General features: G+C 69.0%; 26 protein-coding genes and 2 pseudogenes. 14 read left to right on the top strand and 14 right to left on the bottom strand.

What is annotated here, in order from left to right; translation table 11 throughout:
- A partial coding sequence (locus J5X86_RS46345) for a helix-turn-helix domain-containing protein (RefSeq protein WP_208522633.1) occupies nucleotides 1–312 on the bottom strand: 312 nt, incomplete at its 3' end.
- Between the two features lie 81 nt (nucleotides 313–393).
- Here J5X86_RS46345 and J5X86_RS46340 point away from each other — a divergent pair.
- From J5X86_RS46340 to J5X86_RS46330, 3 genes and pseudogenes are all read left to right on the top strand, one after another.
- Nucleotides 394–552: pseudogene (locus J5X86_RS46340) on the top strand (dihydrofolate reductase family protein); the annotation flags it as partial.
- 242 nt (nucleotides 553–794) lie between these two features.
- Nucleotides 795–1,172, top strand: coding sequence for a DUF2267 domain-containing protein (locus J5X86_RS46335; RefSeq protein ID WP_208522632.1), 378 nt, complete (start codon nucleotides 795–797; stop codon nucleotides 1,170–1,172).
- A 14-nt stretch (nucleotides 1,173–1,186) separates the two neighbouring features.
- Nucleotides 1,187–2,866, top strand: coding sequence for a DEAD/DEAH box helicase (locus tag J5X86_RS46330; RefSeq protein WP_208522631.1), 1,680 nt, complete (start codon nucleotides 1,187–1,189; stop codon nucleotides 2,864–2,866).
- Nucleotides 2,867–3,192: 326 nt separating this feature from the next.
- Here J5X86_RS46330 and J5X86_RS46325 read toward each other — a convergent pair whose 3' ends face one another.
- The 3 genes from J5X86_RS46325 to J5X86_RS46315 form a co-directional block, all read right to left on the bottom strand.
- Nucleotides 3,193–3,342, bottom strand: a complete 150-nt coding sequence (locus tag J5X86_RS46325; RefSeq protein ID WP_208522630.1) for a hypothetical protein — start codon at nucleotides 3,340–3,342, stop codon at nucleotides 3,193–3,195.
- Between the two features lie 31 nt (nucleotides 3,343–3,373).
- Nucleotides 3,374–3,949, bottom strand: a complete 576-nt coding sequence (locus tag J5X86_RS46320) for a thioredoxin domain-containing protein (RefSeq protein WP_208522629.1) — start codon at nucleotides 3,947–3,949, stop codon at nucleotides 3,374–3,376.
- A 188-nt stretch (nucleotides 3,950–4,137) separates the two neighbouring features.
- On the bottom strand, nucleotides 4,138–4,719 hold the full coding sequence (locus J5X86_RS46315) for a hemerythrin domain-containing protein (RefSeq protein ID WP_208522628.1): 582 nt from the start codon (nucleotides 4,717–4,719) through the stop codon (nucleotides 4,138–4,140).
- Between the two features lie 166 nt (nucleotides 4,720–4,885).
- Between J5X86_RS46315 and J5X86_RS46310 the strand changes: the two genes are divergently transcribed.
- Nucleotides 4,886–5,080, top strand: coding sequence for a DUF2795 domain-containing protein (locus tag J5X86_RS46310; RefSeq protein ID WP_208522627.1), 195 nt, complete (start codon nucleotides 4,886–4,888; stop codon nucleotides 5,078–5,080).
- Nucleotides 5,081–5,182: 102 nt separating this feature from the next.
- On the opposite strand, the gene J5X86_RS46305 is transcribed toward J5X86_RS46310, so the two are convergent.
- The gene (locus tag J5X86_RS46305; protein WP_208522626.1) at nucleotides 5,183–5,542 is read right to left on the bottom strand and encodes a transposase; all 360 of its coding nucleotides are present in this window, start codon (nucleotides 5,540–5,542) and stop codon (nucleotides 5,183–5,185) included.
- Nucleotides 5,543–5,936: 394 nt separating this feature from the next.
- On the opposite strand from J5X86_RS46305, the gene J5X86_RS46300 reads away from it, so the two are divergent.
- The 6 genes and pseudogenes from J5X86_RS46300 (at nucleotide 5,937) to J5X86_RS46275 (ending at nucleotide 12,888) form a co-directional block, all read left to right on the top strand.
- Complete coding sequence (locus J5X86_RS46300) at nucleotides 5,937–7,034, top strand: integrase core domain-containing protein (protein ID WP_208522625.1); 1,098 nt, start codon at nucleotides 5,937–5,939, stop codon at nucleotides 7,032–7,034.
- Between the two features lie 1,292 nt (nucleotides 7,035–8,326).
- Nucleotides 8,327–8,467: pseudogene (locus tag J5X86_RS46295) on the top strand (MerR family transcriptional regulator); the annotation flags it as partial.
- 57 nt (nucleotides 8,468–8,524) lie between these two features.
- Nucleotides 8,525–9,613 (top strand): integrase core domain-containing protein, encoded by a 1,089-nt coding sequence (locus J5X86_RS46290; protein ID WP_208522624.1) that lies wholly within the window; start codon nucleotides 8,525–8,527, stop codon nucleotides 9,611–9,613.
- 457 nt (nucleotides 9,614–10,070) lie between these two features.
- On the top strand, nucleotides 10,071–10,904 hold the full coding sequence (locus J5X86_RS46285; protein WP_308124939.1) for an SDR family NAD(P)-dependent oxidoreductase: 834 nt from the start codon (nucleotides 10,071–10,073) through the stop codon (nucleotides 10,902–10,904).
- A gap of 7 nt (nucleotides 10,905–10,911) precedes the next feature.
- On the top strand, nucleotides 10,912–11,343 hold the full coding sequence (locus J5X86_RS46280) for a VOC family protein (RefSeq protein WP_208522622.1): 432 nt from the start codon (nucleotides 10,912–10,914) through the stop codon (nucleotides 11,341–11,343).
- A gap of 6 nt (nucleotides 11,344–11,349) precedes the next feature.
- Nucleotides 11,350–12,888 (top strand): MFS transporter, encoded by a 1,539-nt coding sequence (locus J5X86_RS46275; RefSeq protein ID WP_208522621.1) that lies wholly within the window; start codon nucleotides 11,350–11,352, stop codon nucleotides 12,886–12,888.
- Between the two features lie 74 nt (nucleotides 12,889–12,962).
- Here the strand turns inward: J5X86_RS46275 and J5X86_RS46270 are convergent, their stop codons facing one another.
- The 8 genes from J5X86_RS46270 to J5X86_RS46235 all read right to left on the bottom strand — a co-directional run bounded on the left by J5X86_RS46270 (nucleotide 12,963) and on the right by J5X86_RS46235 (nucleotide 20,911).
- Nucleotides 12,963–13,745: an SDR family NAD(P)-dependent oxidoreductase gene (locus tag J5X86_RS46270; RefSeq protein ID WP_208522620.1), complete on the bottom strand. Its 783-nt coding sequence runs from the start codon at nucleotides 13,743–13,745 to the stop codon at nucleotides 12,963–12,965.
- 62 nt (nucleotides 13,746–13,807) lie between these two features.
- Nucleotides 13,808–14,878: a LysR family transcriptional regulator gene (locus J5X86_RS46265; RefSeq protein ID WP_208522619.1), complete on the bottom strand. Its 1,071-nt coding sequence runs from the start codon at nucleotides 14,876–14,878 to the stop codon at nucleotides 13,808–13,810.
- Between the two features lie 209 nt (nucleotides 14,879–15,087).
- On the bottom strand, nucleotides 15,088–16,044 hold the full coding sequence (locus tag J5X86_RS46260; protein ID WP_208522618.1) for a fumarylacetoacetate hydrolase family protein: 957 nt from the start codon (nucleotides 16,042–16,044) through the stop codon (nucleotides 15,088–15,090).
- Between the two features lie 3 nt (nucleotides 16,045–16,047).
- Nucleotides 16,048–17,454 carry an FAD-binding oxidoreductase gene (locus J5X86_RS46255; protein WP_208522617.1) on the bottom strand — a complete coding sequence of 469 codons (1,407 nt, stop codon included), beginning with the start codon at nucleotides 17,452–17,454 and terminating at the stop codon, nucleotides 16,048–16,050.
- A gap of 11 nt (nucleotides 17,455–17,465) precedes the next feature.
- Entirely contained in the window at nucleotides 17,466–18,443 is a 978-nt protein-coding gene (locus J5X86_RS46250; RefSeq protein ID WP_208522616.1) for a cyclase family protein, read from the bottom strand.
- Nucleotides 18,440–19,444 (bottom strand): amidohydrolase family protein, encoded by a 1,005-nt coding sequence (locus J5X86_RS46245; protein WP_208522615.1) that lies wholly within the window; start codon nucleotides 19,442–19,444, stop codon nucleotides 18,440–18,442. Before J5X86_RS46245 ends, J5X86_RS46250 begins: the two co-directional genes overlap by 4 nt.
- Entirely contained in the window at nucleotides 19,441–20,565 is a 1,125-nt protein-coding gene (locus J5X86_RS46240; RefSeq protein WP_208522614.1) for an FAD-dependent monooxygenase, read from the bottom strand. The genes J5X86_RS46245 and J5X86_RS46240 overlap by 4 nt, the downstream gene beginning before the upstream one ends.
- 40 nt (nucleotides 20,566–20,605) lie before the next feature.
- Nucleotides 20,606–20,911, bottom strand: coding sequence for an antibiotic biosynthesis monooxygenase (locus tag J5X86_RS46235; RefSeq protein WP_208522613.1), 306 nt, complete (start codon nucleotides 20,909–20,911; stop codon nucleotides 20,606–20,608).
- A gap of 376 nt (nucleotides 20,912–21,287) precedes the next feature.
- On the opposite strand from J5X86_RS46235, the gene J5X86_RS46230 reads away from it, so the two are divergent.
- Genes J5X86_RS46230 through J5X86_RS46215 form a run of 4 tightly spaced genes read left to right on the top strand, consistent with a single transcriptional unit; the run spans nucleotide 21,288 to nucleotide 25,325 of the window.
- On the top strand, nucleotides 21,288–22,253 hold the full coding sequence (locus J5X86_RS46230) for a fumarylacetoacetate hydrolase family protein (protein ID WP_208522612.1): 966 nt from the start codon (nucleotides 21,288–21,290) through the stop codon (nucleotides 22,251–22,253).
- The gene (locus J5X86_RS46225) at nucleotides 22,253–23,197 is read left to right on the top strand and encodes a VOC family protein (RefSeq protein WP_208522611.1); all 945 of its coding nucleotides are present in this window, start codon (nucleotides 22,253–22,255) and stop codon (nucleotides 23,195–23,197) included. Before J5X86_RS46230 ends, J5X86_RS46225 begins: the two co-directional genes overlap by 1 nt.
- Nucleotides 23,198–23,253: 56 nt before the next feature.
- On the top strand, nucleotides 23,254–24,558 hold the full coding sequence (hisD, locus tag J5X86_RS46220) for a histidinol dehydrogenase (protein WP_208522610.1): 1,305 nt from the start codon (nucleotides 23,254–23,256) through the stop codon (nucleotides 24,556–24,558).
- Nucleotides 24,555–25,325: an SDR family NAD(P)-dependent oxidoreductase gene (locus J5X86_RS46215; RefSeq protein WP_208522609.1), complete on the top strand. Its 771-nt coding sequence runs from the start codon at nucleotides 24,555–24,557 to the stop codon at nucleotides 25,323–25,325. The genes hisD and J5X86_RS46215 overlap by 4 nt, the downstream gene beginning before the upstream one ends.
- A 17-nt stretch (nucleotides 25,326–25,342) precedes the next feature.
- Here the strand turns inward: J5X86_RS46215 and J5X86_RS46210 are convergent, their stop codons facing one another.
- Nucleotides 25,343–25,813 carry a MarR family winged helix-turn-helix transcriptional regulator gene (locus J5X86_RS46210; RefSeq protein WP_208522608.1) on the bottom strand — a complete coding sequence of 157 codons (471 nt, stop codon included), beginning with the start codon at nucleotides 25,811–25,813 and terminating at the stop codon, nucleotides 25,343–25,345.
- Nucleotides 25,814–25,901 lie beyond the last annotated feature (88 nt).

Genomic DNA, 25,901 nt, shown 5'->3' with positions numbered 1-25,901 from the left:
GTCGATGGGAGGGCGGCCGGCACGGTGCGGGTAGGTCCACTTCCGTGTCACCAGACGGCGGTGCCAGCGCAGCAGCGTTGCGGGGGTGACCGGTCGGTGTGCTCGAAGTTTCCTCGGCAGGAGTCGGACCGGTGCCGCAAGGAGGGCACGGTCGGCCCAGTCGGGACGTGGCTTCGGGTTGCCACGGCGCAGCACGGCAACCTCATGACGCAGCACGAGCAACTCGACGTCCTTGGAGGGGGAGGAACGCTCGAGTAACACAAACCAGCTGAGCAGCCGAGTGATGACCAGGTAGAGCAGGCGCGAGGACACGGAAGACGATTCTGTCTGGCCTGTGGTGCCTCATCGATTCTCGCTGGTCACGGGGCCGGGCCGAGTTCTGGAATCCCACAGGTGGACGAGCTCCGGCTCATGATCATGCCGGTGATCCTCGGCGGTGGTAAAAGCATCTTCCCCGGCGACGGCGCGCGGTGCACGTTCGAACTGGTCTCCACGGTCACCAGCGGCACCGGCGTGCAGGTGCGCACCTACCGGCCGGTGGCCGAGGGGTAGCGCCGCCGTCTACCGCCGCCCCTGCTACGCGCCGATGCACGGCCACGCCGAGCTGGAGGTGCCTCCATTTGGGCAAGGCGCCGTTGTCGCCGACCGCTTCGGCATGGCGGGTCGAGTCAGGGCGCGCATTTGGACCTGGCGTGCGCACGCGGCGGGCCGCCAGGGTCGTCATGCTGGAGAGCCTCGGTAGCAGACACCAGAAATCCCGGAAAGTCGAAATGCCGAAGAGAGGCAGGCCTCTCATGGATTACGAGACGTTCGTCAGCACCGTCTCCCAGCGCTCCGGCCTCCCGCGCGAGCAGGCGGAGGCCTTCACCCACGCCACCCTGGCGACCCTGGCCGAACGGATCACCAGGGGCGAGGCGGACGACCTTGCCTCGGAGCTGCCCAAGGCGCTCAAGGAGTCGCTCGTGTCTCCGACCCCGGAGGCCGAGGGCTTCGGGCTCGACGAGTTCGTCAACAGGGTGAGCACACGGGCCCAGACCAGTCCGGAAGTCGCCCGGGAAGGCGCGGCAGCGGTGCTGAGCACCGTCCGGGAGGCGGTCAGCGGCGGTGAGTTCCGTCATGTCATGTCGCAGTTGCCGAAAGAGTTCGAGGAACTCACCCACACTCCGGCCTGACCTGCCGTGCGGCCATGACAACAGACGCGACCGCCGAACAGATCGGCTTCGCCGATCTGCGACTGCGCCCTGAGCTACTGCGGGCACTCGTGGGGCTGGGCTACGAGGAGCCGACCCCGATCCAGAGCGAGGCCATCCCTCCGCTGCTGGACGGCCGCGATCTGCTGGGCCAGGCCGCCACGGGAACCGGGAAAACCGCCGCGTTCGCCCTGCCGGTGCTTCAGCGCATCAGCCAGGACGGCGGTGGGGCGGAGCCGTCGGCCCTGGTCCTGGTGCCCACCCGTGAGCTGGCCATGCAGGCGTCGGAGGCCATCCATCGCTACGGGCGCGACCTGGGCACCCGGGTCCTGCCCGTCTACGGCGGGCAGCCGATCGGGCGGCAGTTGCGCGCCCTGGAGCGCGGCGTCGACGTGGTGGTGGCGACACCGGGCCGGGCGCTCGACCACATCGGGCGCGGGACGCTGCGGCTCGACAGCCTGGAGACACTGGTGCTGGACGAGGCCGACGAAATGCTCGACATGGGCTTCGCCGAGGACATCGACGCGATACTCGAGGGCACACCGGCGGATCGCCAGACCGTGCTCTTCTCCGCGACGATGCCGGCGCGCATCGACGCCATGGCCCGGCGCCATCTGCGCGACCCGGTACGCATCCAGATCGAGCGGGAGAAACCGGCCCCCGGTGAGACGCCCAAGGTGCGGCAGTCCGCATACGTCGTGGCACGGGCGCAGAAACCCGCCGCGCTCGGTCGGGTGCTGGACGTGGAATCGCCGGAGGCCACCATCGTCTTCTGCCGGACGCGGGACCAGGTCGACCAGCTCACCGAAACGCTCAACGGACGGGGATACCGCGCCGAGGCACTGCACGGCGGAATGAGCCAGGAACAGCGGGACCGGGTCATGGGTCGGGTGCGCGGCGGGACCGCGGACCTGCTGGTCGCTACCGATGTGGCCGCCCGCGGGCTGGACATCGAGCAGCTCACCCATGTGGTCAACTACGACGTGCCCTCCGCGCCGGAGTCCTATGTCCACCGGATCGGCCGGGTCGGGCGGGCCGGGCGGGAGGGTGTCGCCGTCACACTGGCCGAGCCCCGGGAACATCGGATGCTCAAGGCGATCGAGCGGACGACCCGGCGGCAGATCCGCGTGGAGAAGGTGCCGACCGTCGCTGATCTGCGCGCCCGTCGGCTGGAACTGACCCGAGCGGCACTGCAGGAGTCCATCGTCGAGGACGATCTCGACCGCTTCCGGGTGGTGGTGGAGACCCTCGCGGACGAGTTCGACGTGATGGATGTGGCGCTGGCCGCGGTCAAGCTGGCGCATGAGGCAGGGGGCGCGGCGGTCGACGAGGAGGAGATTCCCGAAGTCGCCCTCCGCGGCGGGCGCGGGGACCGTGAGGGGCGCGGTGGACCGGGCCGCGGCCCGCGGGGAACCAGGGCCCCCGCGGAGGGCATGACGCGCTTGTTCATCGGTGCCGGGCGCAGCGCGGGCATCCGGCCACAGGATCTGGTGGGCGCCATCGCCGGGGAGTCCCGGCTGAGCGGGCGGGACATCGGCTCGATCGAGATCGCCGACCGTTTCTCCCTGGTGGAGGTCCCCGCTTCCGCGGTCAACGAGGTGATCCGCGCGTTGTGCGGCACCACCCTCAAGGGCCGGAAACCGATCGTCCGGCGGGAGCGCGACCGGGCGGGCTGACCCGCGGCGCCGCACCCGGGAGTTACCTTCGGACGGGCTCAAGCGCTGGTGAGGTACGGTCTGTTCTCGGTACAGGACCACCGCGGCACCAGAGGGGGACAGCGTGGCCCCAGGGCGAGTGACATACACCACGGACTACGCGACGACTCCGCCGGTCGTCGTCAGCGGGAGCGACCATCAACAGGGCAACGCCGCCCATGCGGTTGCCCGGCCGCCCTGACCTCAACGGCTCCCAGTGCGACCACCGTCGCTCGGTCCGCGCCTTCCACCTCGTCCCCGACGGACAGGACCCGATCGAGCGGGTCACGACCGAGCAACCCCTCGGCTCACGCGTGAGCGGGCGTGCCGCCGTCTACCGCGGCGGGGATTCGTACGGCGCCCCGCTCGAGAGAATCACCCTCCGCCGCCACGCCCTGCCCCTTCTCGATCAGCCTCTTCGCGTGGTCGTACGCCTTGTCGTTCAGCTTCACCGTCATGCGTAACCACCTCTCACGCGCTGTCCGCCGGTCACGCCGGGTGGTGGAGGGCGGCAGCCACCGCGGTCCTGATCAGGCCCGGGTGGGGCCTTACGGCGACACCCTCGACGAGTAAGGTCGGCGTGGCGCTCACCCCGCGTTCGGCCGCCCTGGCGGTGACGTACGGAGGCCAGTCCAGATGAACACCGTCGCGCACGCACGCGGCGAAGGCGTCGTTCAGCCCGACCCGCAGGCCGAGCGCGATCAGCTCCTCATCACTGAGCCCGGGCCCGCCCTCCGGCGGCTGGTTGGCGAAGAGTGTGTAGAGGTACTCCATGAATGCCCCGCCGTCGGAGGCGCAGCCCGAGGCGGCCGAGGCGCGGGTGGAGTACCGGCTGGTCGACATGGCGTCCAGGAAGGCCATCGGGTGATAGACCAACGTCACCTGACCCTCGGTGACCATGGCATCGAGCAGTGGCCCCGATGCCTCCTCGAACATCCGGCAGAAGGGGCACTGGAAGTCGATATACGCATCGATGATCACTGGGCCGTTGCCGACGACGATGCCATCGTCTTCCTGAGGCGCGTGAGCCGGTACCCGAGCCGGGAGTGGCATATGCGGTTGCATGTGGGTTCTCCTCGCGGCTGGAAACGGCGGTGGGGGGCCGGATGTCCCGCTCTTCCGCGCCCTCGGAGTACCCGCATTCCAGTACATAACGCGCAACGGATGCCGAGGGGGCGCGACGGGGCGGGCCGTGACGGGCGACCCGCCTCTCGGCCCGGTATGTGGCCGGCCTCGCGGTCCGCCGCCCACGGTCAGCCGGCGGCGCTCTTCAGGAGGTCCTTCGTCCGGTCGACGAGTGAGGCGAACGGCCCCACCACCCACTGAGCCGCGGGGGACCCTGCCACGCCCGGGTGCGGGTGCGTCGGGGCGATCTTCTCCGTCATCTGCAGCTTCGTTCCCATGCTCCGGCGCTTGTCCTCGGAGCAATCCCGCAGGATCGCGGGGAACTCCTCCTGCTCCTCGTGCTCGGCGTGGTCGATGACCGCCTTCTCGAATCCGGCCAGCCTTCTGTCGAATTCGGCAGTTGAGACGTCCATCTTCTCGAGCTCGACGAGAACCTTGTTCGCTTCCTTCTCCTCCTTGTTGCGGGCGCTGGCCTCCTGCTCACCGGCTGTTTCCTTCGCGACCGGGCGCAGAATCATCTCCTCGCCGGTCTCATGCACCGCGAGGAGGGCCCGCAACTCGTCAAAAGCCTGCTGCTTGTGCTTGCCCTCGGCGCCCTTCACGTCCGAGAACAGGTCGCGGATGCGTGCGTGCTGCTCGAGCAGAATGGCCACTACATCACCCTTCGGCAGCTTCGCCGCCTCCGCACGTTCGGTCTGCGCAGTGCTCATGACGCTGTCCTCCGCATTTCGATGGATGTCAGCTCATAGGGTGACCAGAATCGGGCGGCGGAAACCGGTGTGCCACCTGATTGGGTCCCTCGGCTACGGCACCTCAGGCGAGGCACGGCGGAACCGAGCACTGTGCCACTCGAGTCTGTGAAGGGAAGGATTGGCCATGGCGAAGCCCAATCCCACCGACCTGCAGAAGGCACTCAAGGACGCGAGTTACCCGGCCTACAAGGAGTCACTGGTGGAACGCGCCAAGGACAACGGGGCGGACCGTGAGCTCGTCGACCAGCTGTCCCACCTCAAGAAGGGCCGCTTCGAAGGCCCTGAAGAGGTCCAGAAAGCCGTGTTCAAGGGGGAGTGAACGTCGCCGTAACGACACCGCACCCACCCCCAGAACCCTGTGGGTGCCGGAAACCGGGCTCTTGCAAGATTTTCGTGATGCGGTGACGGCGGGGGAACGTTGTCAGGTGAGTAGCGCTCGTTTGCGGAGGAGCGCGAGGCTGGCTCGGCCGTAGGTCTGGCGTTTGAGTATTTTGATCTTGTTTACGGTGCCTTCGACCATGCCGGAGTTCCAGTCGAGGGTGAGGCCGGCGGTGACGGCGTTCCAGTCCTTGTCCAGGCCGGTCGCAAAGGCTTTGAGGGAGGGCAGGTCTTCGTTGCGGACCTGGTGTACCCAGGTGTTGAGGTGTCGGCCGTTGCGTCTGGTCATGATCTGGGCGAAGGCCCGGACGTGCTGGTGCAGGGCGTTCAGCTCGGGGCAGCCTGCCAGCGCGGTCTTCAGACGCTGCTGGTCATCGGGGTTCAGGGTGGCGGGGTCGCGCATGATCCAGCCGACGAGCCGTCGGGTTGGAGGCGGGGCAGGTGCTGAGGCGGGCAGGGCTCCGTTCGCTCGGAGGGTGCGCAGGTAGCGGGTGACCAGCCGGCTGCTGCACCAGACAGCCCATCGACCTGCTCCACGAACGTCCGCCGCGGACGGCACGGCTCGTCATAGAACAGGCGCCGCACACGGAGATGGATCACGACGGACCGGCCACCGACCGCCACATCGGCCAGACGACGCCGATAGCGGCTGTGCGCCCGCACCGACACTGCGCTTGCCGAAAATAGCATCCGCCCTGGTGGGGGCTGTGCGCACGATGTACGGGAGGTCGACCGGCGAAGTGGCCCGAGCAGGTGCTCTCGCGAGGTTGGCGCTCCCGGCGGCAAGATGATCGACCGTGTTGCTGCGACTGGCCTACTTGGGCGTGACGAATGCGTTCGCCATGCTGCGCCTGCTACCGATGGGCGATCGAGACAAAGCTGTCGAGATACTCGCCTTGCGCCACCAGATCGTGGTGCTGGAACGCCAACTGGGCAAGGAGCGGGTGCGGTTTACCCCGGGCGACCGGGCATTTCTGGCGGCGCTGCTGCACCGGCTCCCCATGGACGTGCTCTGCGGAGTGCGGCTGCTGGTGCGTCCGGACACGGTGCTGCGCTGGCACCGCGACCTTCTCGCACGCCGCCATGCTGCCGCCTCCCGGCCCAAGCGCTCGGGACGGCCTCGGACCGTGCACTCCGTGCGGGCCCTGGTATTGCGTCTGGCAGGGGAGAATCCCGGCTGGGGATATCGCCGCCTGCATGGTGAGCTGCTCGTCCTGGGCGTGAAGGTGGCCGCTTCCACCGTCTGGGAGATCTTGGAGGAGGCCGGCATTGATCCGGCACCCGAGCGGTCCTCCAGCACGTGGGCGGACTTCCTGCGCTCCCAGGCCGATGCCCTGCTGGCCTGTGACTTCTTCGAAACGGTCACCTTGTCCGGGGCTCGGATGTACGTGCTTGCCGTCATCGAGCATGCCGGCCGACGGATCCGGGTCCTGGGTGCCACCGCGCACCCGACCTCTGCGTGGGTGGCGCAGGCTGCGAAGAACCTCGCCATGGACCTTGAGGACGTAGGTTGCCGGGCGCGTTACATGATCAGGGACCGGGACGGGAAGTTCCCCGCCCTGTTCGATGCCATTCTGGCGGATGCGGGGATCGAGGTCGTCCTCAGCGGCGTTCAGATGCCGAGAATGAACTCGCTCATGGAACGGTGGGTGCAGACCTCCAGACGGGAACTCCTGGACCGCACCTTGATCTGGAACCACCGGCACTTGCTCCACGCCCTACGAGAGTTCGAGCAGTTCTACAACGGACACCGACCACACCAGGGCATCGCCAACGCCCGCCCACTGCACCCATTACCTGCGCCGATCGACGACCCGGACACATTAGCCCGCCTCGACATACGACGACGTGATCGCCTCGGCGGCCTCCTCCACGAATACCAGCATGCCGCATGACCTGCACGGATGAGGTTATCGGCAAGCGCAGCGTTGAAACGAGAAGACACCGGCTGACGCCGGTGCTACCCCCGGGGAGTGATTCCCGGGCGTCCCGCACATCCGGGACGATCCGTGTTCTGGCAGGTCGGGACCTCCTCGTCAGCGTGGTCGAAGAACGCTTCCAGCTCGGGTCTGGTGAAGGCTCGGCGTTCTGGCTCGCCCTCGGCCTCGTCAGCGTGCGTCGCGGCGTTCCAGTCGTAGACCACCTGGACGGGGTGGGTCCCGAAGTGCCGCAGGCACTCGTCGCCAACCGCTGTTCCATTGTTCCCCGGGGCCGCTGTACATCACTGCGGTGACGTACAGCGGCATCCGTCGGCACTCACCGCTTGGTGGTGGCGAGTCCGAGCCCGGTCACCAGGACTGCGAGGGTCACCCTGCTCTTTGGATCGTCAATGCCGCGCCCTGCCTGTCCGGTTGCTGTGCCCCGGTCTTCGGTCCCAACCCGGGGGAGGTGACGGCCCTTGCGCCTGCCCCGTCGCTGTTCGAGGACGATTACTTCACCACCGAATACACGGAAATCTATGTTGGCTGGAGTAGACATTGGGCGGTGGCGTGGTTATGGTTTCTCTCGTAGCCGAGATCAGCAGGGTCTGGCAGAGACGAACTGCCGGCAGCAGTACACGCAGTTGCAGTGCGCAGGACGGTGCGGTGGTGGAGTTCCGAAGCCAGAGCGGTTGCAGGACGGCGACGGGGCTGACGGCCGGACCGGGTGGCCCGCAGTGATCAGGGGCCGCCGTGAGCAGGACCGCAGTAAACGCAGTGGCAGTACCCGTAAGTGCAGTTCGCAGTACCCAGCAGTGAAGTCAGTGAGCAGCACCTCGGTGAAGGCGTTGGCTGCGGACGCGCGCACCGGGAAGTTCGGCAGTGGGGTTCTAAGCCAGAGCAGACGCAGGACGGGCGACGGGGCTGGCTGCCGAAGAGTGGCGCTGTCGCAGGCCACTGAGCAGTACGCAGTACCAGCAGTACGCAGTCCCGTTGGCAAGTGTTGATCAAGAGGGAAGAACGGAGGAGCCCCGCGCCATCAGGATCGCCCGGGCGGAATCGCTGAGCTCGGGTACCGCAGGACATCGATAGTGAGGTGGTCTCCGGTCAAGCAACCGCGATCCCCGCATCCCCGACAGCATCTTGGTCGGGTCTGCGGAAACAGAAGGCCGGCGCAGTACCAAGGTCGGCAGATGGTGTAGCAGTTCCTTCGGGGCTCTGGTGCCATTGGCGCCAGGGCCCCTCCATGCGTTCCACAGAGAGGTGCAATGACAGCAGACGACTCGTACGACCGTCTCGACGACGACGACTATCCCGCGTACACGATGGGCCGGGCCGCCGAGATGCTCGGCACCAGCCAGGGCTTCCTCCGCGCCATCGGCGAAGCCCTGTGCCGTTCAGAAATGCGTCGCTGCAGGCCGTAGGCAGCCTGGCGGGATCGGCAGGCGCGCTGGGACCATGTCCAGGTGATCGTGTCACTGGCGTATCAGGTCACGAGGAAGCTTCTCTCGGTCCCAGCAGTGTTGCTGCGTCGGCAGACGTCCAAAGACGCTGAGTTGCTCGTGCTCCGGCACGAGAACGCGGTGCTGCGCAGGCAACTTGCGAGTCCCGTGCGATACCAGTGGGCGGACCGGTTGTGGTTCGCGGCATTGTCCTCGCTGATACCCCGGCGTCGCTGGGCTCAGGTGTTCCCTGTGACACCAGGGACGTTGCTGGGTTGGCATCGGCGTCTCGTTGCACGCAGGTGGGACTACAGCGAGTGCCGGAGCAGGCCGGGCCGGCCGGCGACAGCGAAAGCCGTGAAGGAGTTGGTGCTGCGGCTGGCACGGGAGAACCCGCGCTGGGGCTGCCGCAGGATCCAGGGGGAACTCGCCCGGCTGGGCCACAGGATCGGCGCCTCCACGGTCTGGAAGATCTTGACCGCTGCCGGTGTCGACCCGGCTCCCCGCCGCGCCGGGCCGACATGGCGCGAGTTCCTGACATCCCAGGCCGAAGCCATCATCGCCTGCGACTTCCTGCATATCGACCTGGTGGATCTTCGCCGGGTCTACGCGCTGGTCTTCCTCGAGCACGGCACACGCCGCCTCCACATCGCCGGCGTAACCGCGCATCCGACCGCACAGTGGACGGCCCAGCAGGCCCGAAACCTCGCCTTCGACGAGGGCATGCGTCTGGAGTCACTGCGCTTCTTGATCCGTGACCGGGACAGCAAATACACCGAATCCTTCGACCCCGTCTTCGAAGACGAGGGCATCGAAACCGTCAAGACCGCCCCGCAGTCCCCGCGGATGAACGCACACTGTGAGAGGGCCATCGGGACACTGCGGCGCGAGGTCCTCGACCACCTGTTGCTCTGGAGCGAGCGCCACGCTCTCCGTGTTCTCAGCACCTACGCCGGACACTACAACGGACATCGACCGCATCAGGCCCGAGAGCAACTACCTCCCCTCGCCGACCACCACACCGCGCCGCTGACCGACCTGAAAACCCCACGACGGCTCTTCCAGACCCGTGTCCTTGGCGGTCTGATCAATGAGTACAGATACGCGGCATGACCAGCAGTGACGCGTTTATGAACGGCACACGATGCGTAGCACCCGGCGCGGGAACTCCCCGCGGCGAACCAGGTCGTAACCCTTCGCCCGCGAGAAACCCGAGTGGCGACATCGAGATCCTGGCTGGGGCGGTTCACGAAGCGGTGCGCCCGCACGGCGTACCCACCGGTGAGGACCAGTGGATACGGGGAGCCGAGGGCGATCACATCCGCCAGGAGCCGCGCGTGCAGCTCCGGCATGTCCGTCACGCGGCCGCCCGGGTGCGGGAGGCGAGCTGGGGAAGCTCCTTCCCGCCACAGAATCGCACTGTTCCATACGCGTTCCAACATGGGAGCGAGTCTCGTGCGGTCGTCCCGTCGGACGTTCGGCCCGGGAAGCCGGAGCCGACGGCGATCGCAGTCATACCACCCATCCGAAGTCGCGATGGCCCTGGCGAGACGAATTCTTGTTCTCGCCAATGGGCGTACCTACGCTTCCAGCACCGCACTCCGGCGGCACTGGACAAGGGACACGAGCAAACATGGGTCGACTGGTCGGGAAAGTTGCGTTCATCAGCGGCACGGCGGCTGGAATCGGGCGAGCAGCGGCCCAGGTATTCGCCGAGGAAGGGGCCTCCGTATTCGGCTGTGACATCGATGCCGATGCTGCGGCGGAAACGGTTGAACTCGTGGAGAAGGCCGGGGGAGTCATGAAGTCCCTCGCCCCCGTCGACCTGTCAACCGGGGACGGTGCCCGGGAGTGGATCGAAGCTGGCATAGCGGCCTTCGGCGGTATCGACATCCTTTACAACAACGCCTCGGCACTGCGGAACGGGCCGTTCGAAACAATGCCCGCCGATGACTGGTACTTCACCATCAAGAACGAGCTCGACATCCCGTACTTCTGTACGCAGGCGGCCTGGCCGCACCTGATCGAGCGAGGCGGCGGCGCCGTCCTGAACGTCGCGTCGGTCGCCGCCGTGCGCGGCGCGCCGTTCATGCCGATGGTGCCGCACGGTGCCGCCAAGGGCGGGGTGCTGGCGATGAGCAAGCACCTGTGCGCGGCAGGCGCCCCGCACCACATCCGCGTCAACACCGTCGCGCCCGGCATGATTCACACCTCCGCGACCGCGCCCTTCCTCGACGATCCGAACGGGCCGAAGGCCCAGCTGGAGGCGCGTATCCCGGTGGGCCGGATCGGGCAGCCGGAGGACATCGCGCGGGCCGCGGCCTTCCTCTGCTCCGACGAGGCGGCGTTCGTCAACGGCGCCAACCTGATGGTCGACGGCGGCGACAGTGCGATGGCGGGCTGACCCTGCCATGACCCCATCGAACTCCGCGAGCACACGGCTCGATCACATCGGCGTCAACGTCCGAGATCTGCCCGTGCTCACCGCCCGGTACAAGGACGCCTTCGCGCTGAAGCCCGTCTTCGAGTTCACCCTCGAAGGGCCGGGGCTCTCCGCCGTCGTCCTGGAGCATCCGCACGGCTGGCGCATCGAGCTGCTCGCCAGGCTCGGATCGGAGCCCGTACTGCGAGCCGCCGACCCGGTGACCGCCGCACTCACCGAAGGATACGGGCACTTCGCGGTCACCACCCCCGAACTCGACCAGGCCTACGAGGCCCTGGTGGCCCACGGTGCAGGCGAGGCGATGAAGCCAGGGCCCTCTCCCGAGCCCGGCGTACGCATGGCCTGGGTCACGGACCCTGAGGGAAATCTCATCGAGATTATCGAAAAGAATCCGGAGTAAGGGCACGTGACTGGAACGACGAATGTCGTGAAGGGGCTGGATCGCGGCACGCTCATAGCGTGTTGTTTTGCTGTCGCCATTGCTCAAATGTGCATTACCGTGCCGACTTCCATCAATGGTGCCATCACCAGTGAATTCGGCTCTTCAGGGGCACAGGTCGCGTGGGTCACGTCGGCCTTCATTCTGCCTACCGCGATTCTCGAGCTGAATTTCGGCGTGGTCGGCGACCTTTTCGGCCGAAAGCGTCTGCTGGTGCTCGGCGGCCTGGTGCTGGCCCTCGGCGAGCTGGTCAACGCCACGGCCCAGTCCATTACCCAGCTGTGGGTGGGCCAGGGTCTCGCGGGTGTCGGTGCCGCGATGCTGTTCCCGTCCTCGCTCGCCGTGATCGCAGCGGCGACGCCCGGCGAGAAGCAGCGCTCAAAGGCTGTCGCCACCTGGTCGGTCAGCCTGTCGCTCGCCTCCGCGATCGGCCCGCTGATGTCCGGTGTGATCGCCAATGAGGCGAACTTCCGCTGGGTGTTCGTGCCGCCGGCGGTGATCGGCGTGATCGTCTCGCTGGTCTGCTGGAAGTACGTGACCGACTCCAAGGCCCCGCGGGGCCGTTCGCTGGACTGGCCGGGCCAGATCACCATCGCGATCGCACTGACCGCCCTGTTGTGGGGCGTCATCGAGGGCTCGGACACGGGCTTCTCGAACACCGGGATCATCATCGCGCTGGTCGTGGCGGTGCTGGGACTCATCGCCTTCGTGTGGGTGGAGTTGCGCTCCGCGTCCCCGATGTTCAATCTGCAGCTGCTGAAGATTCCGTCGTTCGCGGCGGCGGCCGGGGTGGCCCTGGTCGGCATGCTGGGCTTCATCGGCACCGCGTACTCCGTCTCGATCCGGCTCGGTGCGGTGATGCACTTGGACACCCTCGAGGCGTCGCTGCCGTTTGTGATCCTGCAGTCCATTCCGCTGCTGCTGGCGCCGGTGATCAGCCGGATGCTGAGCCAATTGGAACCGCGCTGGCTGCTGATCGGTGGACTGCTGCCAATGGCCGCCGGCCAGTTCTGGGTGGCGGCCATCCCGATCGCCACCACGTCGCTGGGCGCGTTCATCGGACCGGTGCTGCTGCTCGGGGTCGGCTTCATCTTCGTCGTCAGCTCGCTGACCGCGGCCGCGGTGAACGCCGTGCCGATCGAGCTGACCGGCATGGCGAGCGGTGCGACCTCGCTGGTCCGGGAGTTCGGACAGGCGCTCGGCCCCGCCGTGATCAGCGCGGTGGCCATGAGCACGGCGTCGTCGGCACTCGCGGGCAAGCTGACGGGTGCGGGCGCCGTGGTGAACGAGGCGGGCGGTCCGCTGGCTGTCGTCAACGTTCCCGACGTGGGCGAGGCCGCGCAGCTCGCGGCGCAGAACGCGCTCGGGGACGGCCTTGCGGTAGGTATGGTGGTGTGCGGCTGCGCCTCACTGGCGGGCGTCGCCCTCACGCTGATCCTGGTGCGCAAGAACGAGGACCGGCAGGTGATCGAGGGATCAGCGGCCGCCGAGGCCTCGAGCGCCTGACCATCCGCACGACGCGAGGGGCCGCTCCCGTGAACCACGGGAGCGGCCCCTCGCGAATGTTCGGGAGTCTCCGGTCAGCCGGCGTCGAGCGCGTTCGTGATCGCCTTCACCCCGCCGTGCGCCGCGTACCCGCCGTCCACGGTGATCTCCGCGCCATTGACGTACGACGCCTCGTCGGACAGCAGGTACACCACCAGCGGCGCCACCTCGTCACAGGTGCCGGTCCGGCCCAGCGGGGTCATGGACAGATGCGCCTGCTGGAAGACCGGGTTCGCGGTCGCCATCAGCGGGGTTTCGATAAAGCCGGGATGCACCGTGTTCGTACGGATGCCCTTCGGGGCGAGCTCCAGCGAGGCCACCTTCGACAGGCCCCGCAGCGCCCACTTGCTGGCCGTGTACGCCACCGCGTGATGGGCGGTGAGTCCCGCGACCGAGCCGACGTTCACGATCGAGCCGCCCTCGCCCATCAGCGGGGCGAGGGCCTGGATCCCCAGCATCGGTCCGGTGGTGTTCACGGCGAAAGCCCGGTCCCAGTCGGCGAGGTCGACGTCGCCGAGGCGGGCCCGCATGGGGATGCCGGCGTTGTTCACCAGCCCGTGCGCACCATGCCCACGGCCGCGCAGCCAGTCGGCGAGCCCCGCCCAGTCGTCCGGCGACGACACGTCCAGATGCCGGTAGCGGACGTCGAGGCCTTCGGCGAGCAGGGCGGCAGCCAGCTTCTCGCCTGCCTCGTCGAGGACATCGGTCGCGACGACGGTGGCGCCCTCGCGGGCCGCCGCCTCCACCTCCGCCGCCCCCTGGCCCTGGGCGGCCCCGGTGATGACGACGGTGCGGTCTGCCAGTCGCGTACGGCTCACGGCTTCCTCCTGTGGCTGCGGTTCGGGAGTGACTCAGGGGTGAAAGGTCACTCCCGACCACGCTAGGAAGCGGTGACCAGCGGCGGAAACGCGTGGTCGCTATGGCTGGCATCCGTGGCGGGAATCGCCGTGCCGTCGCCCGCTGCCGGAAGCGCCGGGCAGGAGCCCGCTATAGGAACCGCCGCACGGCCATCCGCCGCGGAAGCCGCCACCGGCGACGCGGCCGGCTCGTCCAGCGCAGCCCCCACCATCCGCACCGTCTCGCGCAGCCAGCGGTGCGCCGGGTCGGAGTGCCGGTTGTTGTGCCAGTACATAGCTTCCACCAGCGGTACGTCGGGGAACGGGGCCGGAACGGTGACACAGCGCGCGAAGCCCTCGAACCGCCGGGCCAGCCGCTCCGGCACCATCGCCACCAGGTCGGTGCCACCCACCAGGAACGGCAGCACACTGAAGCCCGGGGCGCTGACCTGCACCCGCGGAGTGATGCCGAGGGTCTCCAGCTGACGGTCGGCGGGGGTCAGGCTCTTGCCGAAGGCCGACGCGGCATGCGGCATCTCGGCCAGATCCTGCAGGGTGAGCCGGCCGTCCTTCAGCCGCGGGTTGTCGGGGTCGACGATGCACACGAAGCGGTCGCGCATCACGGCCTCGCTGATGCCCGGCAGCCGGTAGCCGAGCGGTACCATCATCAGATCGTGGCAGCGCAGATGTGTCTCGGTCTCCGGCTGTCCGTAGACGAGGGGATGGAAGTCGATGCGTACGCCGGGCGCCTGCTCGGCGATGGCCCGCAGCAGCGGCTCCACGAACACCGTCATTAGGTAGTCCGACATCACCACGGAGAAGCGCTGCCGGCTGAGCTCCGGCTCGAACCGGCGGGTCAGCGACATGGCCTCCTCCGCCTTGTACAGCGAGGCCTGCACGACGGGCAGCAGCCGCTCCGCGAGCGGTGTCAGCTCATACTCGCGGCCCATGCGCACGAGCAGCTCGTCGTTGAAGTGGCGGCGCAGCCGGGCGAGCGAGCCGCTCATCGCGGACTGGCTGGTGGAGAGCCGGACACCGGCGTGCGTGACGTTCTTCTCCTCCAGCAGTGCTTCCAGCGCCACCAGAAGATTCAGGTCGATCGCTCCGAGACCCACGGATGTCCCCTTCCGGCCACGTCGTTGAAGCATCGGTGAAACGGGAGCGTAATGACGGGTTTGCAGCTGAGGAAGCCCCGTAAGCCGATTCTCACGATTCTCAGGAAGATGCGATGCAAGGCATCGGGGGCAGGCATACGGGCAGGTCAATGGCCTGTGCGGCGCAGTGGGCCGCACAGGCCATTGACAGATGCGGCGGTGGGACGCTGTTACGGGCGAGGGGTCCTGCCCCGCTTCCTGGCGCGCGGCAGATAGGCGTCGGTACGCCCGGGGACGATGAGGTTGGAGAGGCTGCCGAGGCGTTCCACGGCGAGCGTCACCTCGTCGCCTGGCCGCAGCGGCGGCGGGGTCCGCTCCCCCACCCGTCCCCAGAAATCGGCCAGCGCTCCCCAGCCGCAGGTGCCCGAGCCGAGGATGTCGCCGGGGCGCACCCACGCGTCACGGGCGGCGTAGGCGACCATCTCCTCGAAGGTCCAGGAGACGTTGGCGAGGGTGTCGCGGCCGATGAGCTCGCCGTTCAGGGTGACGGTCATCTCCAGGTCGAGGAAGCCGTCCCCGTCCCGGCGGTCCTCCACCTCTTCGGCCGTGACGAGATACGGGCCGAGCGTGTTCGCGAAGTCCTTGCCCTTGGAGAAACCGAGGCCGAGGTTCTTCTCCGGCTTCTGCAGGTCGCGCGCGGACCAGTCGTTGAAGACCAGATAGCCGACGATGTGGTCGCGGGCCTGCTCGGGCGTGAGGTCGCGGCCCGACCGGCCGATGACCGCGCCGACCTCCAGCTCGAAGTCGAGGACCGAGCAGCCGGCCGGGACCGGCACGTCGTCGTGTGCGCCGTACGCCGCGTGCGGATTGGTGAAGTAGAAGTTCGGCGCCCGGTACCACTCCTCGGGCACGTGCTCCAGCCCGTCCAAGGACTTGGAGACGCCCTCGATGTGGGCCTCGAAGCCGACGAAGTCCCTGATGGAGGGCGACTTCAGTGGGGGCAGCAGCCGGACTTGATCCACTCGCAGGTCACTGGCGTGGGCAAGCGCCTCGCCCCCCGCCTCATGCAGGGCCTCCTGCTCGATCAGCGACAGCACCGTGATGCCCTCGAGCAGCGGATGGATCACCCCGTCACGCACGGCCCCGGCGCGCTCCGCGCCCTCGTACTCGTATGTCGCGAAACGCATCGCTCACTGCTCCCAGTGGTTGGTGTTGGTGACGCTGCCGATGCTCAGATAGCCCGCGAACAGGCCCTTCGGGTCGCGTACGGCACGTATCTGCTGAAGCCGCCGCCACTGCTCGTCGCCCATGAACTTCAGCTGTCGGACGGTGAAGTCGGAGTCGCCGAGGTACTGGCCCGCGGTGACAGGCTGCATGTCTGCCATGGCCTCGTCCAGCCACGCACGCAGCTCGCCGTCCCGCTCGGGCTCGTCGTGCACCACGTACGTGGCGCAGTAGATCTCCCACTGCAGCGAGAAGGCCATGTCCGGAAGCTCGCGCAGCGGCGCCATCGAGAACCAGATGGTGAAGGTCTGCCGGGTGGGGTGGTCCGTGAAGGCCTTGCGGATCGCGGGGACGACCTCGTGCGCGGGCCCGGTCAGCCAGGCGTTGTCGACGAGATAGCGGTGGCCTTCGGGGTTGGCCGTGCGCTGCCCGTCCAGCTGCTCGGCGAGGGTGGTCGGCTCCGCCTCGACGCGGAAGAGCGCCTGGTCCGCGTACGGATTGGCGTGCAGCGGAGCCAGCGCCTCGGCGGCTTGCTCGGGCGTGTCCGTCATGGAGACGCCCGTCACCAGCAGCACGGGTTCGTCATGGTCGGGCGGGGTCTGCGTCAGCGCAACGATCTCCACCAGATCGGAGATGCTGTGGTGCGTCTCGTGCAGCCAGGTCATGACCTCGTCGAAGAGGTCCAACGGGTACGCGTGCACGGTGTGCGCCAGGTGCTTCGGAAGGGGCCGGGTGCGCAGGTGGAAGCGGGTGACCACGCCGAAGAAGCCGGGGCCCGCGCCGCGCGCCGCCCAGAACAGATCACTGTGACGCGTCTCGTCGGCCCGCACCAGCTCGCCCTCGGCGGTGACGACGTCGATGGCAGTGATGTTCTCAGCCGCCCAGCCCCAGCCGCGCGCGTTCCAGCCCTGTCCGCCCTGGAGCAGAAAGCCGCCGATGCCCACGGACGGACAGTGCCCGCCGTTGAAGAAGCGCCCGAACTTCCCGAGGTACGGGTTGAGTTCGTCGCCGCCCTTCACGCTCGGCGTGGCCGAGACGATCCCCGTCGTCTCGTCGTACGCCATCTCGCGGAAGCCGCCGAGGTCGATCAGCAGGGCCTCGTCACGCACCGACCAGGCGGCCCAGCTGTGCCCGCCGGAGCGTACGGCGACCTGCCAGCCGCGCTCGATCGCCAGCCGCACGCCCTCGACGACGTCCTGTTCGGTGGCGGCCTTCAGTACGGCGGCGGGGGCCCGGTCTGCGGGCCGGCGGGCGTTGAAGACGCGGCCGAAGCAGGCCTCGTCGAAGTCCTCGTCGCCGGGGAAGTGGAGGCTGCCGGAGAAGCGGTTGGTGTGGGGGAGTTCGGGGGTCGTCCCCCGAGAGGTTGCAGTCATCGTGCGGCCACTCACTTGATCGCGATCGGGTTGACGGGGGCGCCCACCGCGCCGGTCACCGGCAGCGGCGCCGCGACCAGCAGGAACTCGTAGACGCCGTCCGCGGCACAGTCCGCGGCCAGCTCTTCCAGGTCCCACATCTCGCCCAGCGGAAGACCCATGTTGGGGATGGCGATCTGGTGCAGCGGCGACATGGCGGGTTCGGCGAACTCGTACGGCCGCACCTCCAGGCCCCAGGTGTCGGAGGCGATCGCGGCGATCTCGGTGCGGTGCAGCCAGCCGAGCGTGGTGAAGGACAGGCCTGGTGCGTCGCCGGCCGCGTATCCGCCCCAGTCGCCGAGGCGCCGTACGCGGCCGAGCTGGCCGGTGCGGACGAGCACGAGGTCGCCGCGGCGCACCGTCGAGGTGGCGCCCTGGGCGTCGATCGTGGCGCGCAGGTGCTCCTCGAGGATGGCGAAGCCGTCGGCGAGCTCGCCGTGCTCGTCGCCGACCGCGCGGCCCACGTCCACCAGGACGCCGCGCCCGGTGAAGGCGTCGGCCATGTGCTCGATGCCGGTGACGGAGTCGCCGTTGCCGTTGACGGTGGTGCAGGGGCGGCCGTTCCACGCCTGCTTGTTGTCGAAGATGTGGCCGAGACCGTCCCACTGCGTGGAGGCCTGCAGCGGCATGACGATGTGGTCGTCGGCGCCGCCGAAGCCGTGCGGGAAGCCCTGCGACTCGGCGGCCGCATCCGAGCCCGTGTCCTTCATGTAGTGCACGGGGTTGATGCGCCCGCGGAAGCCGCGCTGGGGGCCGTCCTCGTTGAACTCCTGGGAGAGCGAGAACGACCGGCCGCGGTGTACGAGCCCCGCGGCATGGGCGCGCTTGGCGTCGTCGATGTGGTTGAGCGTTCCGAGGACGTCGTCCTCGCCCCAGCGGCCCCAGTTCCGGTAGGCGGCACGGGCCTTGGCGAGCTCCTCCTCAATGGGGCCGAGCGGTGGGTGCTTCATCGGGCACGTCCTTCCAGCAGGAGGTCGAGGGCGTTGCCGCCCGCCACGGCAGCGCGGTCGGCGGGGGAGAGGCCGGCGGAGTCCAGCCGCGCCACCGGGTCGTCGACGCCCATGTCGAAGGGGTAGTCGGTGCCGAGGACCACGCGGTCCGCGCCCACCTCCTCGATCAGATGGCGCAGGGCACGCGGGGTGTAGACGAGGGCGTCGAACCACATGCGCTTCAGATACGCACTCGGCGGCTCGGCGCAGCCGCGCGCGTCCTCCCGTGCCTGCCAGGCGTGGTCCGAGCGGCCGATGTACGTGGGCAGATAGCCGCCGCCGTGCGCGGCCACCAGCTTCAGCCGCGGGAAACGGTCGAGCACCCCGGTGAAGATCAGATGGGAGAGCGCGACGGTCGTCTCGACGGGCTGGCCCACGGTGTTGCCGAGATAGTGGGTGGCCAGCCGCTCACCGAGCGAGCAGCCCCACGGGTGCACGAAGACGACCGCGCCCAGCTCCGCGGCCTTCGCCCACACCGGGTCGTGCGCGGGGTCGGCTAGCTCCCGGCCCTCCACGGTCGTGGAGACGCTGATCCCGTACAGCCCGTACTCGGTCATCGCCCTGTCGAGAAGGGCGACGGCGAGATCGGGGTGCTGCAGCGGGACCGTGCCGAGGCCGTACAACCGCTCGGGTGCCTCGGCGCAGTGCGCGGCGACCGCCTCGTTGACGGTGTGGGCGAGGCGTATGGCGAGGTCGGCGTCGGCCCAGTAGTGGTGCATGGGCATCGGGCCGACGACCTGGATGTCCACGCCCATCGCGTCGAGGTCCGCGAGCCGGGCCGTCACGTCGGTCAACTCGAATGAGAGGCGGGTGAGTTGGGTGCGATTGGCGGCCAGTGACTCGGGGGAGTGGGCCCGCTGTTCGCCGGCCAGCTCGGCGGCGAACCCCGGCGCGTCGGCGCACAGCGCGTCGGCCTCCGGGACCGCCAGATGACCGTGGAAGTCGACGACGGGCGCGCTCATGCCGTCGCCGTCAGGAACGAGAGCGTGTCGGACATGATGCGGCCCGGGTCGGCGCCGGGCGTACCCGGGTTGATCTCCCACTCGGCCAGCTGGAGCGAGTTCTCCAGGACGACCCGCACACGCGGCAGCCGCCGGGCCATGAACGCCTCCAGTGCCTGCTCGACCGGCGTGTCCCCGGTGACCATCTCGGCCAGGACCACCGCGTCCTCCGTACACATCGCCGCGCCCTGGGCGATCAGCGGCGGGCAGGCGTGGGCCGCGTCGCCGATCACCATCGCCCGGCCCCGGTGCCAGGGCTCGTCGACGAGGATCGCCTCGACCCAGCGGTAGTCCACGGTCGTGTCGTCCGGCAGCGAGGCCAGGATCTTGCCCCAGGTGCCGCCGTATCCGGCGCCGCGCTCGCGCAGCAGCGACAGCGGTGCGCGCGGGCCGACGAGCGAGGTGTCCAGGTTCTCGTCGAGGAGGTACGCGTAGCACGAGTCGGCGGAGATCGGGCTGTAGCCGGCCTTGTAGCGCGGGCCGCCGTAGTACACCTCCGCGCAGTCCATCTCGGCGGGACGGTCGGCGACCACGCGGAAGATCGACATGCCGACCGGTTCCGGCTTCGTGGTGATGCCGATCATCGCGCGCATCTGGGAGTTGATGCCGTCGGCGCCCACCACGAGGTCGTAGCGGCCGGCGGAGCCGTCGGTGAACGTCACGTCCACGTGGCCGGGGGACTGGTCGAGGGAGGTGACGCTCAGCCCGAGCCGCACCTGCACGCCGTGCGCGTACACCGCGTCGCACAGTGCGTCCTGCAGGTCCGAGCGCAGCGCGCCCGCTGTGGACGGCAGGTCCTCGCCGCCGGTGTGCGGCGTGGCCAGCTCGGTGATCAGCTCGCCGTCCGCGCGGCGCAGCCGCATCTGGTCGAACGGCACGGCCCGGGCGAGGACCCGGTCCAGTACGCCCACGGAGCGCAGCGCCTTGAGCGCGTTCCCCTGAACGGTGATGCCGTGGCCGACACCGAACCACTGGGGTGATATCTCGACGAGCTCGACCTCCGCGCCCCGCTGGGCGAGCGCGAGAGACAGCACGCTTCCGGTGATGCCGCCACCGACGACGAGCACCTTTTGCACGGGCATGGGGGATCCTTGCGAACGTAGACAGAGGGGGAGAGGCAGATCAGCCGGTGAAGCGGTCGCCGAGCTCGCGGTAGTGCTCGACGGCCGGCGGCTTGGCGAAGAACGGACCCACCAGGGCGCGCCAGCGCTGGAAGCGCTCCGACTCGCGGAAGCCCACCGTGTGTCTCTCGACCGACTCCCAACCGACCAGCAGCAGATAGGTGTCGGGCCTCTCCTCGCAGCGCAGCAACTCCGTCCAGCGGAAGCCGTCCGCCTCGGCGAGGACCTTGCGGGCCTCCCCGAACGCCGCTTCGAATTCCGCCTCGCGGCCGGACGCGACGGCCAGCTCGGCGTGCTCGACGATCACACGTACTCCTTTCATTCAGAGCTCGGTTCGCCTCCGGAGCGCCTCAGCCGGTGTCGAGGGGCGGGCGACCGTGCTCAGCCCCTCCTTCGTCGGGGCCTCCGCGCGGACGCCCCCTCGACACCGTCGCGCTCCTTCGGCTCACTCGCTGAAGGTCCGTTGGAGCTCCGACCCTGCTCGGGCGGTGGATGCACCGTCAACGGATCGAGGCATCGGCAACGGGAACGTCATCCATCCCGTACGACGATGGGCCGCTGATCACCGGCTTCCGGGCCGCCTGCAGCGCGGTGATGCCAGGCATCGCGGATCAGTATTTCCGCCGCCCGCCCGCGCTGCCTAGCGTCAATGGCATCGCCGCATCCCTGCAAGGAGAGAGCCCGTGCCAGACCGACTTCCCAGCCATGCCGGGCCCTTCGCGCTCGGCACCTTCGCGAACGCAGACTCCGGCTCCTTCCCCGGCCTGGTCACCGGCCGGCGCGTGCGCGACCTGTCCGGCCTCGTGCCATCCGTGCGCGCGCTGCTCGAGGACTGGGACGCCTGGCTGTCCCGGCTGCCCGACCTCGCCGAGTCGGCCTCCGGCACCTGGCACGACCTCGTCGGCCTGCGCATCCTCGCCCCGATCGAGCCCGGCCAGATCCTGCAGAGTGGCGCCAACTACCGCAAGCACGTGGTCGATCTCGTCGCCGCCGAGAAGGAGAGCGTGCACGGCGCCACACCGGAGGAGGCCCGCGCCGACGCCGAGAAGATGATGGACGAGCGGATCCGCGGCGGCGTCCCGTACGTCTTCCTCGGCTCACCGCGCGCCATCTGCGGCCCGTACGACGACGTGGTGCTGCCGCCCCTCGGCGAACAGCACGACTGGGAGCTCGAACTCGCCCTGGTCATAGGCAAGGAGGGCAGGCACATACGGGCCGAGTACGCGATGGAGTACGTGGCCGCGTACACCATCGCCAATGACATCACCACCCGCGACCGGCTCTACCGGCCCGATCTGAAGGCCATCGGCACGGACTGGTTCACTGCGAAGAACGCCGACACCTTCCTGCCGATCGGCCCCTTCCTGGTGCCGGCCGCCTTCATCGGCGACCCGTCGGACCTGCGGATCACCCTGCGCCACAACGGAGTTGTGCGGCAGGACGAGTCCACCAAGGACATGATCTTCGACATTCCGCGGCTCATCGCGTACGTGTCCACGACCACCACCCTGCGCCGCGGCGACCTGCTGCTCACCGGCTCCCCGGCCGGCAACGGCGCCCACTGGGGTGTCTTCCTCAAGCCCGGGGACGTGATGGAGGCCGAGATCACGGGCCTGGGCCACCAGCGCAACACCGTCAGGAGCAACTGATGACCTCGCACCCGTATCAGCCCATCACCCATCTGCGCCATGTCGACCTGGCCGTCCCGGACTTCGCCGTCCAGCGCGCCTTCTACCGCGACACCTGGGGCCTGACCGAGGTCGCGAACGACTCCGGCATCGCCTTCTTCGCGGCCGAGGGCAGCCCCGAGCAGTACGTGGTCCGTATCCGCGAGGACGCCCGCAAGCGTATGGACCTCGTCGCTTTCGGCGCCGCGAGCCGCGCCGACGTCGACGAGCTCGCCGGACGCCTCCTCGCCGCCGGGGTGCGGCCCATCGCCGACCCTGCGGACATGGACACCCCCGGCGGCGGCTACGGCTTCCGCTTCTTCGACCCGGACGGCCGCGTCGTCGAGGTCTCGGCGGAAGTCGAGAATCGCGTCCACCGCAAGATAGAGGCGCGCGAGGCCATCCCGGTGCGGCTCTCGCACTGCGTGGTCAACTCCGAGAACCCCGAGCGGCTGCGCGCCTTCTACGAGCAGCACCTCGGCTTCCGGCTCTCCGACACCCTCTTCAGCCACCGCATGGGCGACCTCATGTACTTCATGCGGTGCAACCCGCACCACCACAGCTTCGCCATCGCCCGCGGTCCGCATGTCTCCCTGCACCATGCGTCGTTCGAAATGCGCGGCCTGGAGGAGTACATGCGCGGCACGGGCCGTGCGCTGCGCGCCGGGACCCGGCTCACCTGGGGCCCGGGGCGTCATCTCGCGGGCGACAACACCTTCGCGTACTTCCACGACCCGCACGGCAACACCGTCGAGTACACCACCGAACTCGCCGTCCTCGAAGAGGACCTGTGGCACCCCGGCCGGCACGACGTCGACGATCCGCTCACCCAGGACCAGTGGGGCACCGCCGACCCTATGAGCGAGTCGATCGCCAAGGAGCAGTTCAACGATCCCGACGTGCTCTTCACCGCCCCGCCCGTCTGAGCTCTGAGTCCCCCCGGACCTTCCGTCCCTCAACCACCCTCAGAAAGGCCGCAATTGTGGCAACGATCCTGAAGAACGCCGTCCCGAAGGCCGAGGTCACCGCCTCCCTCGGCCAGGTGTGCGAGACCGTCGCCGGCGTCATCGCCGACATACGGGAGCGCGGCGACGAGGCGGTCCGCGCCTACTCCGAGAAGTTCGACAAGTGGTCTCCCGACTCCTTCCGGCTCTCGGACGAGGAGATCCAGAAGATCGTCGCCTCCGTACCGCAGCAGGTCATCGACGACATCCGCTTCGTGCAGGAGCAGGTGCGGACCTTCGCCCGCCACCAGCTCGCCTCGATGACTGAGTTCGAGGTGGAGACGCTGCCGGGAGTGAAGCTCGGGCAGAAGCACATTCCGGTGCAGGCGGCGGGCGCGTACATCCCGGGCGGCCGCTACCCGCTGACCGCGTCCGCGCACATGACCATCGTCACGGCGAAGGTAGCGGGTGTGCCGCGGGTCGTCGCCTGTACGCCTCCGATCCACGGCGAGATTCCCGCCGCCACCGTGGCCGCCGCTCACCTGGCGGGTGCCGACGAGATCTGGCTGCTCGGCGGGGTCCAGGCGGTCGCCGCCATGGCCGTCGGCACGGATGCCATGCAGCCGGTGAACCTGATCGCCGGGCCCGGCAACGCCTACGTCGCGGAGGCGAAGCGGCAGCTCTTCGGCGAGATCGGCATCGACCTGCTCGCGGGCCCGACCGAGATCCTGGTCCTCGCGGATGCCGACGCCGATCCGTTCACCTGCGCCGTCGACCTCCTCTCGCAGGCCGAGCACGGCCCGGACTCGCCTGCCGTCCTCATCTCCACGTCGCGCGAGGTCGCCGAGAAGACCATCGCGGAGGTGGAGAAGCTGCTGCCCTCCATGCCGACCCGCGACTTCGCGGAGCCCGCCTGGCGCGATCACGGACAGGTGCACGTCGTCGACTCGCTCGACGAGATGTACGCGCTCGCCGACGACTTCGCCTTCGAGCACGTCGAGGTGCTGACCGCCGAGCCGCGTCTCGCGCTGGAGAAGATGACCCAGTACGGCGCGCTGTTTCTCGGCGAGGGCACCTGTGTCTCCTTCGGTGACAAGGTCATCGGCACCAACCACGTCCTGCCCACGCGCGGAGCCGCCCGCTACACCGGCGGCCTGTGGGTCGGCAAGTACCTCAAGACGGTGACGTACCAGGAGGTCACCGACACCGAGTCGCAGGCGCTCCTGGGCCGGCTGTGCGGGCGCGCCTCGCGCGTCGAGCTCTTCGAAGGGCACGCGCGCTCGGGCGACGTACGGGCGGCCAAGGCCGCGGGTGACGCGCTGCCGTGGGCGGCGGACGCATGACGGTGCGCGGGCGAACGGCGCTGGTCACCGGTGGCGGTGGTCCCCTGGGGCGGGCGTTCGCGCTCGCCCTGGCCGGGGCCGGGGCCCGGGTGATCCTCGTCGGCCGCAACGAGAAGGCGCTCGCGGATGCGGCCACTCGCGTGGTTAAGGAGGGCGGCCGGGCGCGTACGGCCGCGTGCGATGTGTCGGATCCGGCGTCCGTGGCGGCCCTGGCCGCCGAGCTCGATGGCGAGGACGTCTCGATCCTCGTCAACAACGCTGGCGTCGCGGGCCCGGTGAAGCCGCTCACGGACATCGAGCCGGACGAGTGGGACGACGTGTTCGCGGCCAACGTACGCGGCGTCTACCTGGTGTGCCGCGCCTTGCTGTCGCCGATGCTGGCGGCCGGACGCGGCGACATCGTCAACGTCGCCTCCGTCAGCGGCAAGCGTCCCCTGCTCAACCGCACCCCGTACACGGCGTCCAAGATGGCGCTGCTGGGGCTGACCCGCACGCTGGCGGGCGAGGTCGGCCCGCACGGCGTCGCTGTCAACTCGCTGTCGCCGGGGCCGGTACGCGGGCCGCGCATGGACCGCAACTTCCGCCTGCAGGCAGAGCTGAGCGGCACCACAGTGGAGGCGGCCGAGCGGGACTTCGCCTCGCGGGCGGCGCTGAACCGCCTCGTCGAGGAGGACGAGGTGGCCAAGGCGCTGGTGGCGATGCTCGCCATGCCGGGGCTGTGCGGGGCGGACATCGATCTGTCGGCGGGGATGATCGCCCCGGCCTGACGAGCGAGGGCGACGGGTTACGTGGAGGCCGTCTGCGGGGCGCAGTGGCGCGTCCGCAAGGCGGCCTCCAGCGCGCGCAGTGCCGGCAGGGCCTGCAGCAGGGCCTGGGCGTGGTCCGCGTCGAGGTCGTCCAGCACCTCGTCGAGCATATAGGCCCAGGTGTCCTCGATGCGCCGGGCGTTCTCGACGGCCCGGGGCGTCGGCAGGACGCGCGTGGCCCGCCGGTCCACCGGGTCGCTCTCGCGGCTGATCAGGCCCTGCTCGGCGAGGTGGCGCAACGCCGTACTGACATTGCTGGGCTTCATGTGCATCTCGGCCGCGAGTCGGCCGGGGCTCACCCCCGGCTCGCGGACGATGACGCGCATCATGTCCGCCTCGGACGCGGGGAGCGGGTCGACTCCGGCGCGTGGGGCGCCCACGCGCAGCAGGGTGCGAGTGGTCTCTCGCAGGGTGGGGGTGAATTCCCGGAGGGTGGCATGGCGGCTCATGAATCCATGCTAGTTTATTTATGTATTCATAAGTAAATCACTCGTGCGCCCAGCCAGACCGGCGTACGTGTGCCCAGATGCCGTACGG

Origin of the sequence: Streptomyces sp. NEAU-YJ-81, from assembly GCF_017592595.1 — a bacterium.
GTDB classification, from domain to species: Bacteria; Actinomycetota; Actinomycetes; order Streptomycetales; family Streptomycetaceae; genus Streptomyces; species Streptomyces hygroscopicus_B.
Note: the sequence above shows the minus strand (reverse complement) of the source record. Positions and strands in the feature narration are given on the sequence as shown.

What these genes read in the sequence shown, in the direction of transcription:
- J5X86_RS46335 (WP_208522632.1), top strand. Translation starts at nt 795, where the DNA reads ATGGATTACGAGACGTTCGTCAGCACCGTCTCCCAGCGCTCCGGCCTC.
- J5X86_RS46330 (WP_208522631.1), top strand. Translation starts at nt 1,187, where the DNA reads ATGACAACAGACGCGACCGCCGAACAGATCGGCTTCGCCGATCTGCGA.
- J5X86_RS46325 (WP_208522630.1), bottom strand. Translation starts at nt 3,342, where the DNA reads ATGACGGTGAAGCTGAACGACAAGGCGTACGACCACGCGAAGAGGCTG.
- J5X86_RS46320 (WP_208522629.1), bottom strand. Translation starts at nt 3,949, where the DNA reads ATGCAACCGCATATGCCACTCCCGGCTCGGGTACCGGCTCACGCGCCT.
- J5X86_RS46315 (WP_208522628.1), bottom strand. Translation starts at nt 4,719, where the DNA reads ATGAGCACTGCGCAGACCGAACGTGCGGAGGCGGCGAAGCTGCCGAAG.
- J5X86_RS46310 (WP_208522627.1), top strand. Translation starts at nt 4,886, where the DNA reads ATGGCGAAGCCCAATCCCACCGACCTGCAGAAGGCACTCAAGGACGCG.
- J5X86_RS46305 (WP_208522626.1), bottom strand. Translation starts at nt 5,542, where the DNA reads ATGCGCGACCCCGCCACCCTGAACCCCGATGACCAGCAGCGTCTGAAG.
- J5X86_RS46285 (WP_308124939.1), top strand. Translation starts at nt 10,071, where the DNA reads ATGGGCGTACCTACGCTTCCAGCACCGCACTCCGGCGGCACTGGACAA.
- J5X86_RS46280 (WP_208522622.1), top strand. Translation starts at nt 10,912, where the DNA reads ATGACCCCATCGAACTCCGCGAGCACACGGCTCGATCACATCGGCGTC.
- J5X86_RS46260 (WP_208522618.1), bottom strand. Translation starts at nt 16,044, where the DNA reads ATGCGTTTCGCGACATACGAGTACGAGGGCGCGGAGCGCGCCGGGGCC.
- J5X86_RS46255 (WP_208522617.1), bottom strand. Translation starts at nt 17,454, where the DNA reads ATGACTGCAACCTCTCGGGGGACGACCCCCGAACTCCCCCACACCAAC.
- J5X86_RS46250 (WP_208522616.1), bottom strand. Translation starts at nt 18,443, where the DNA reads ATGAAGCACCCACCGCTCGGCCCCATTGAGGAGGAGCTCGCCAAGGCC.
- J5X86_RS46245 (WP_208522615.1), bottom strand. Translation starts at nt 19,444, where the DNA reads ATGAGCGCGCCCGTCGTCGACTTCCACGGTCATCTGGCGGTCCCGGAG.
- J5X86_RS46240 (WP_208522614.1), bottom strand. Translation starts at nt 20,565, where the DNA reads ATGCCCGTGCAAAAGGTGCTCGTCGTCGGTGGCGGCATCACCGGAAGC.
- J5X86_RS46225 (WP_208522611.1), top strand. Translation starts at nt 22,253, where the DNA reads ATGACCTCGCACCCGTATCAGCCCATCACCCATCTGCGCCATGTCGAC.
- J5X86_RS46215 (WP_208522609.1), top strand. Translation starts at nt 24,555, where the DNA reads ATGACGGTGCGCGGGCGAACGGCGCTGGTCACCGGTGGCGGTGGTCCC.
- J5X86_RS46210 (WP_208522608.1), bottom strand. Translation starts at nt 25,813, where the DNA reads ATGAGCCGCCATGCCACCCTCCGGGAATTCACCCCCACCCTGCGAGAG.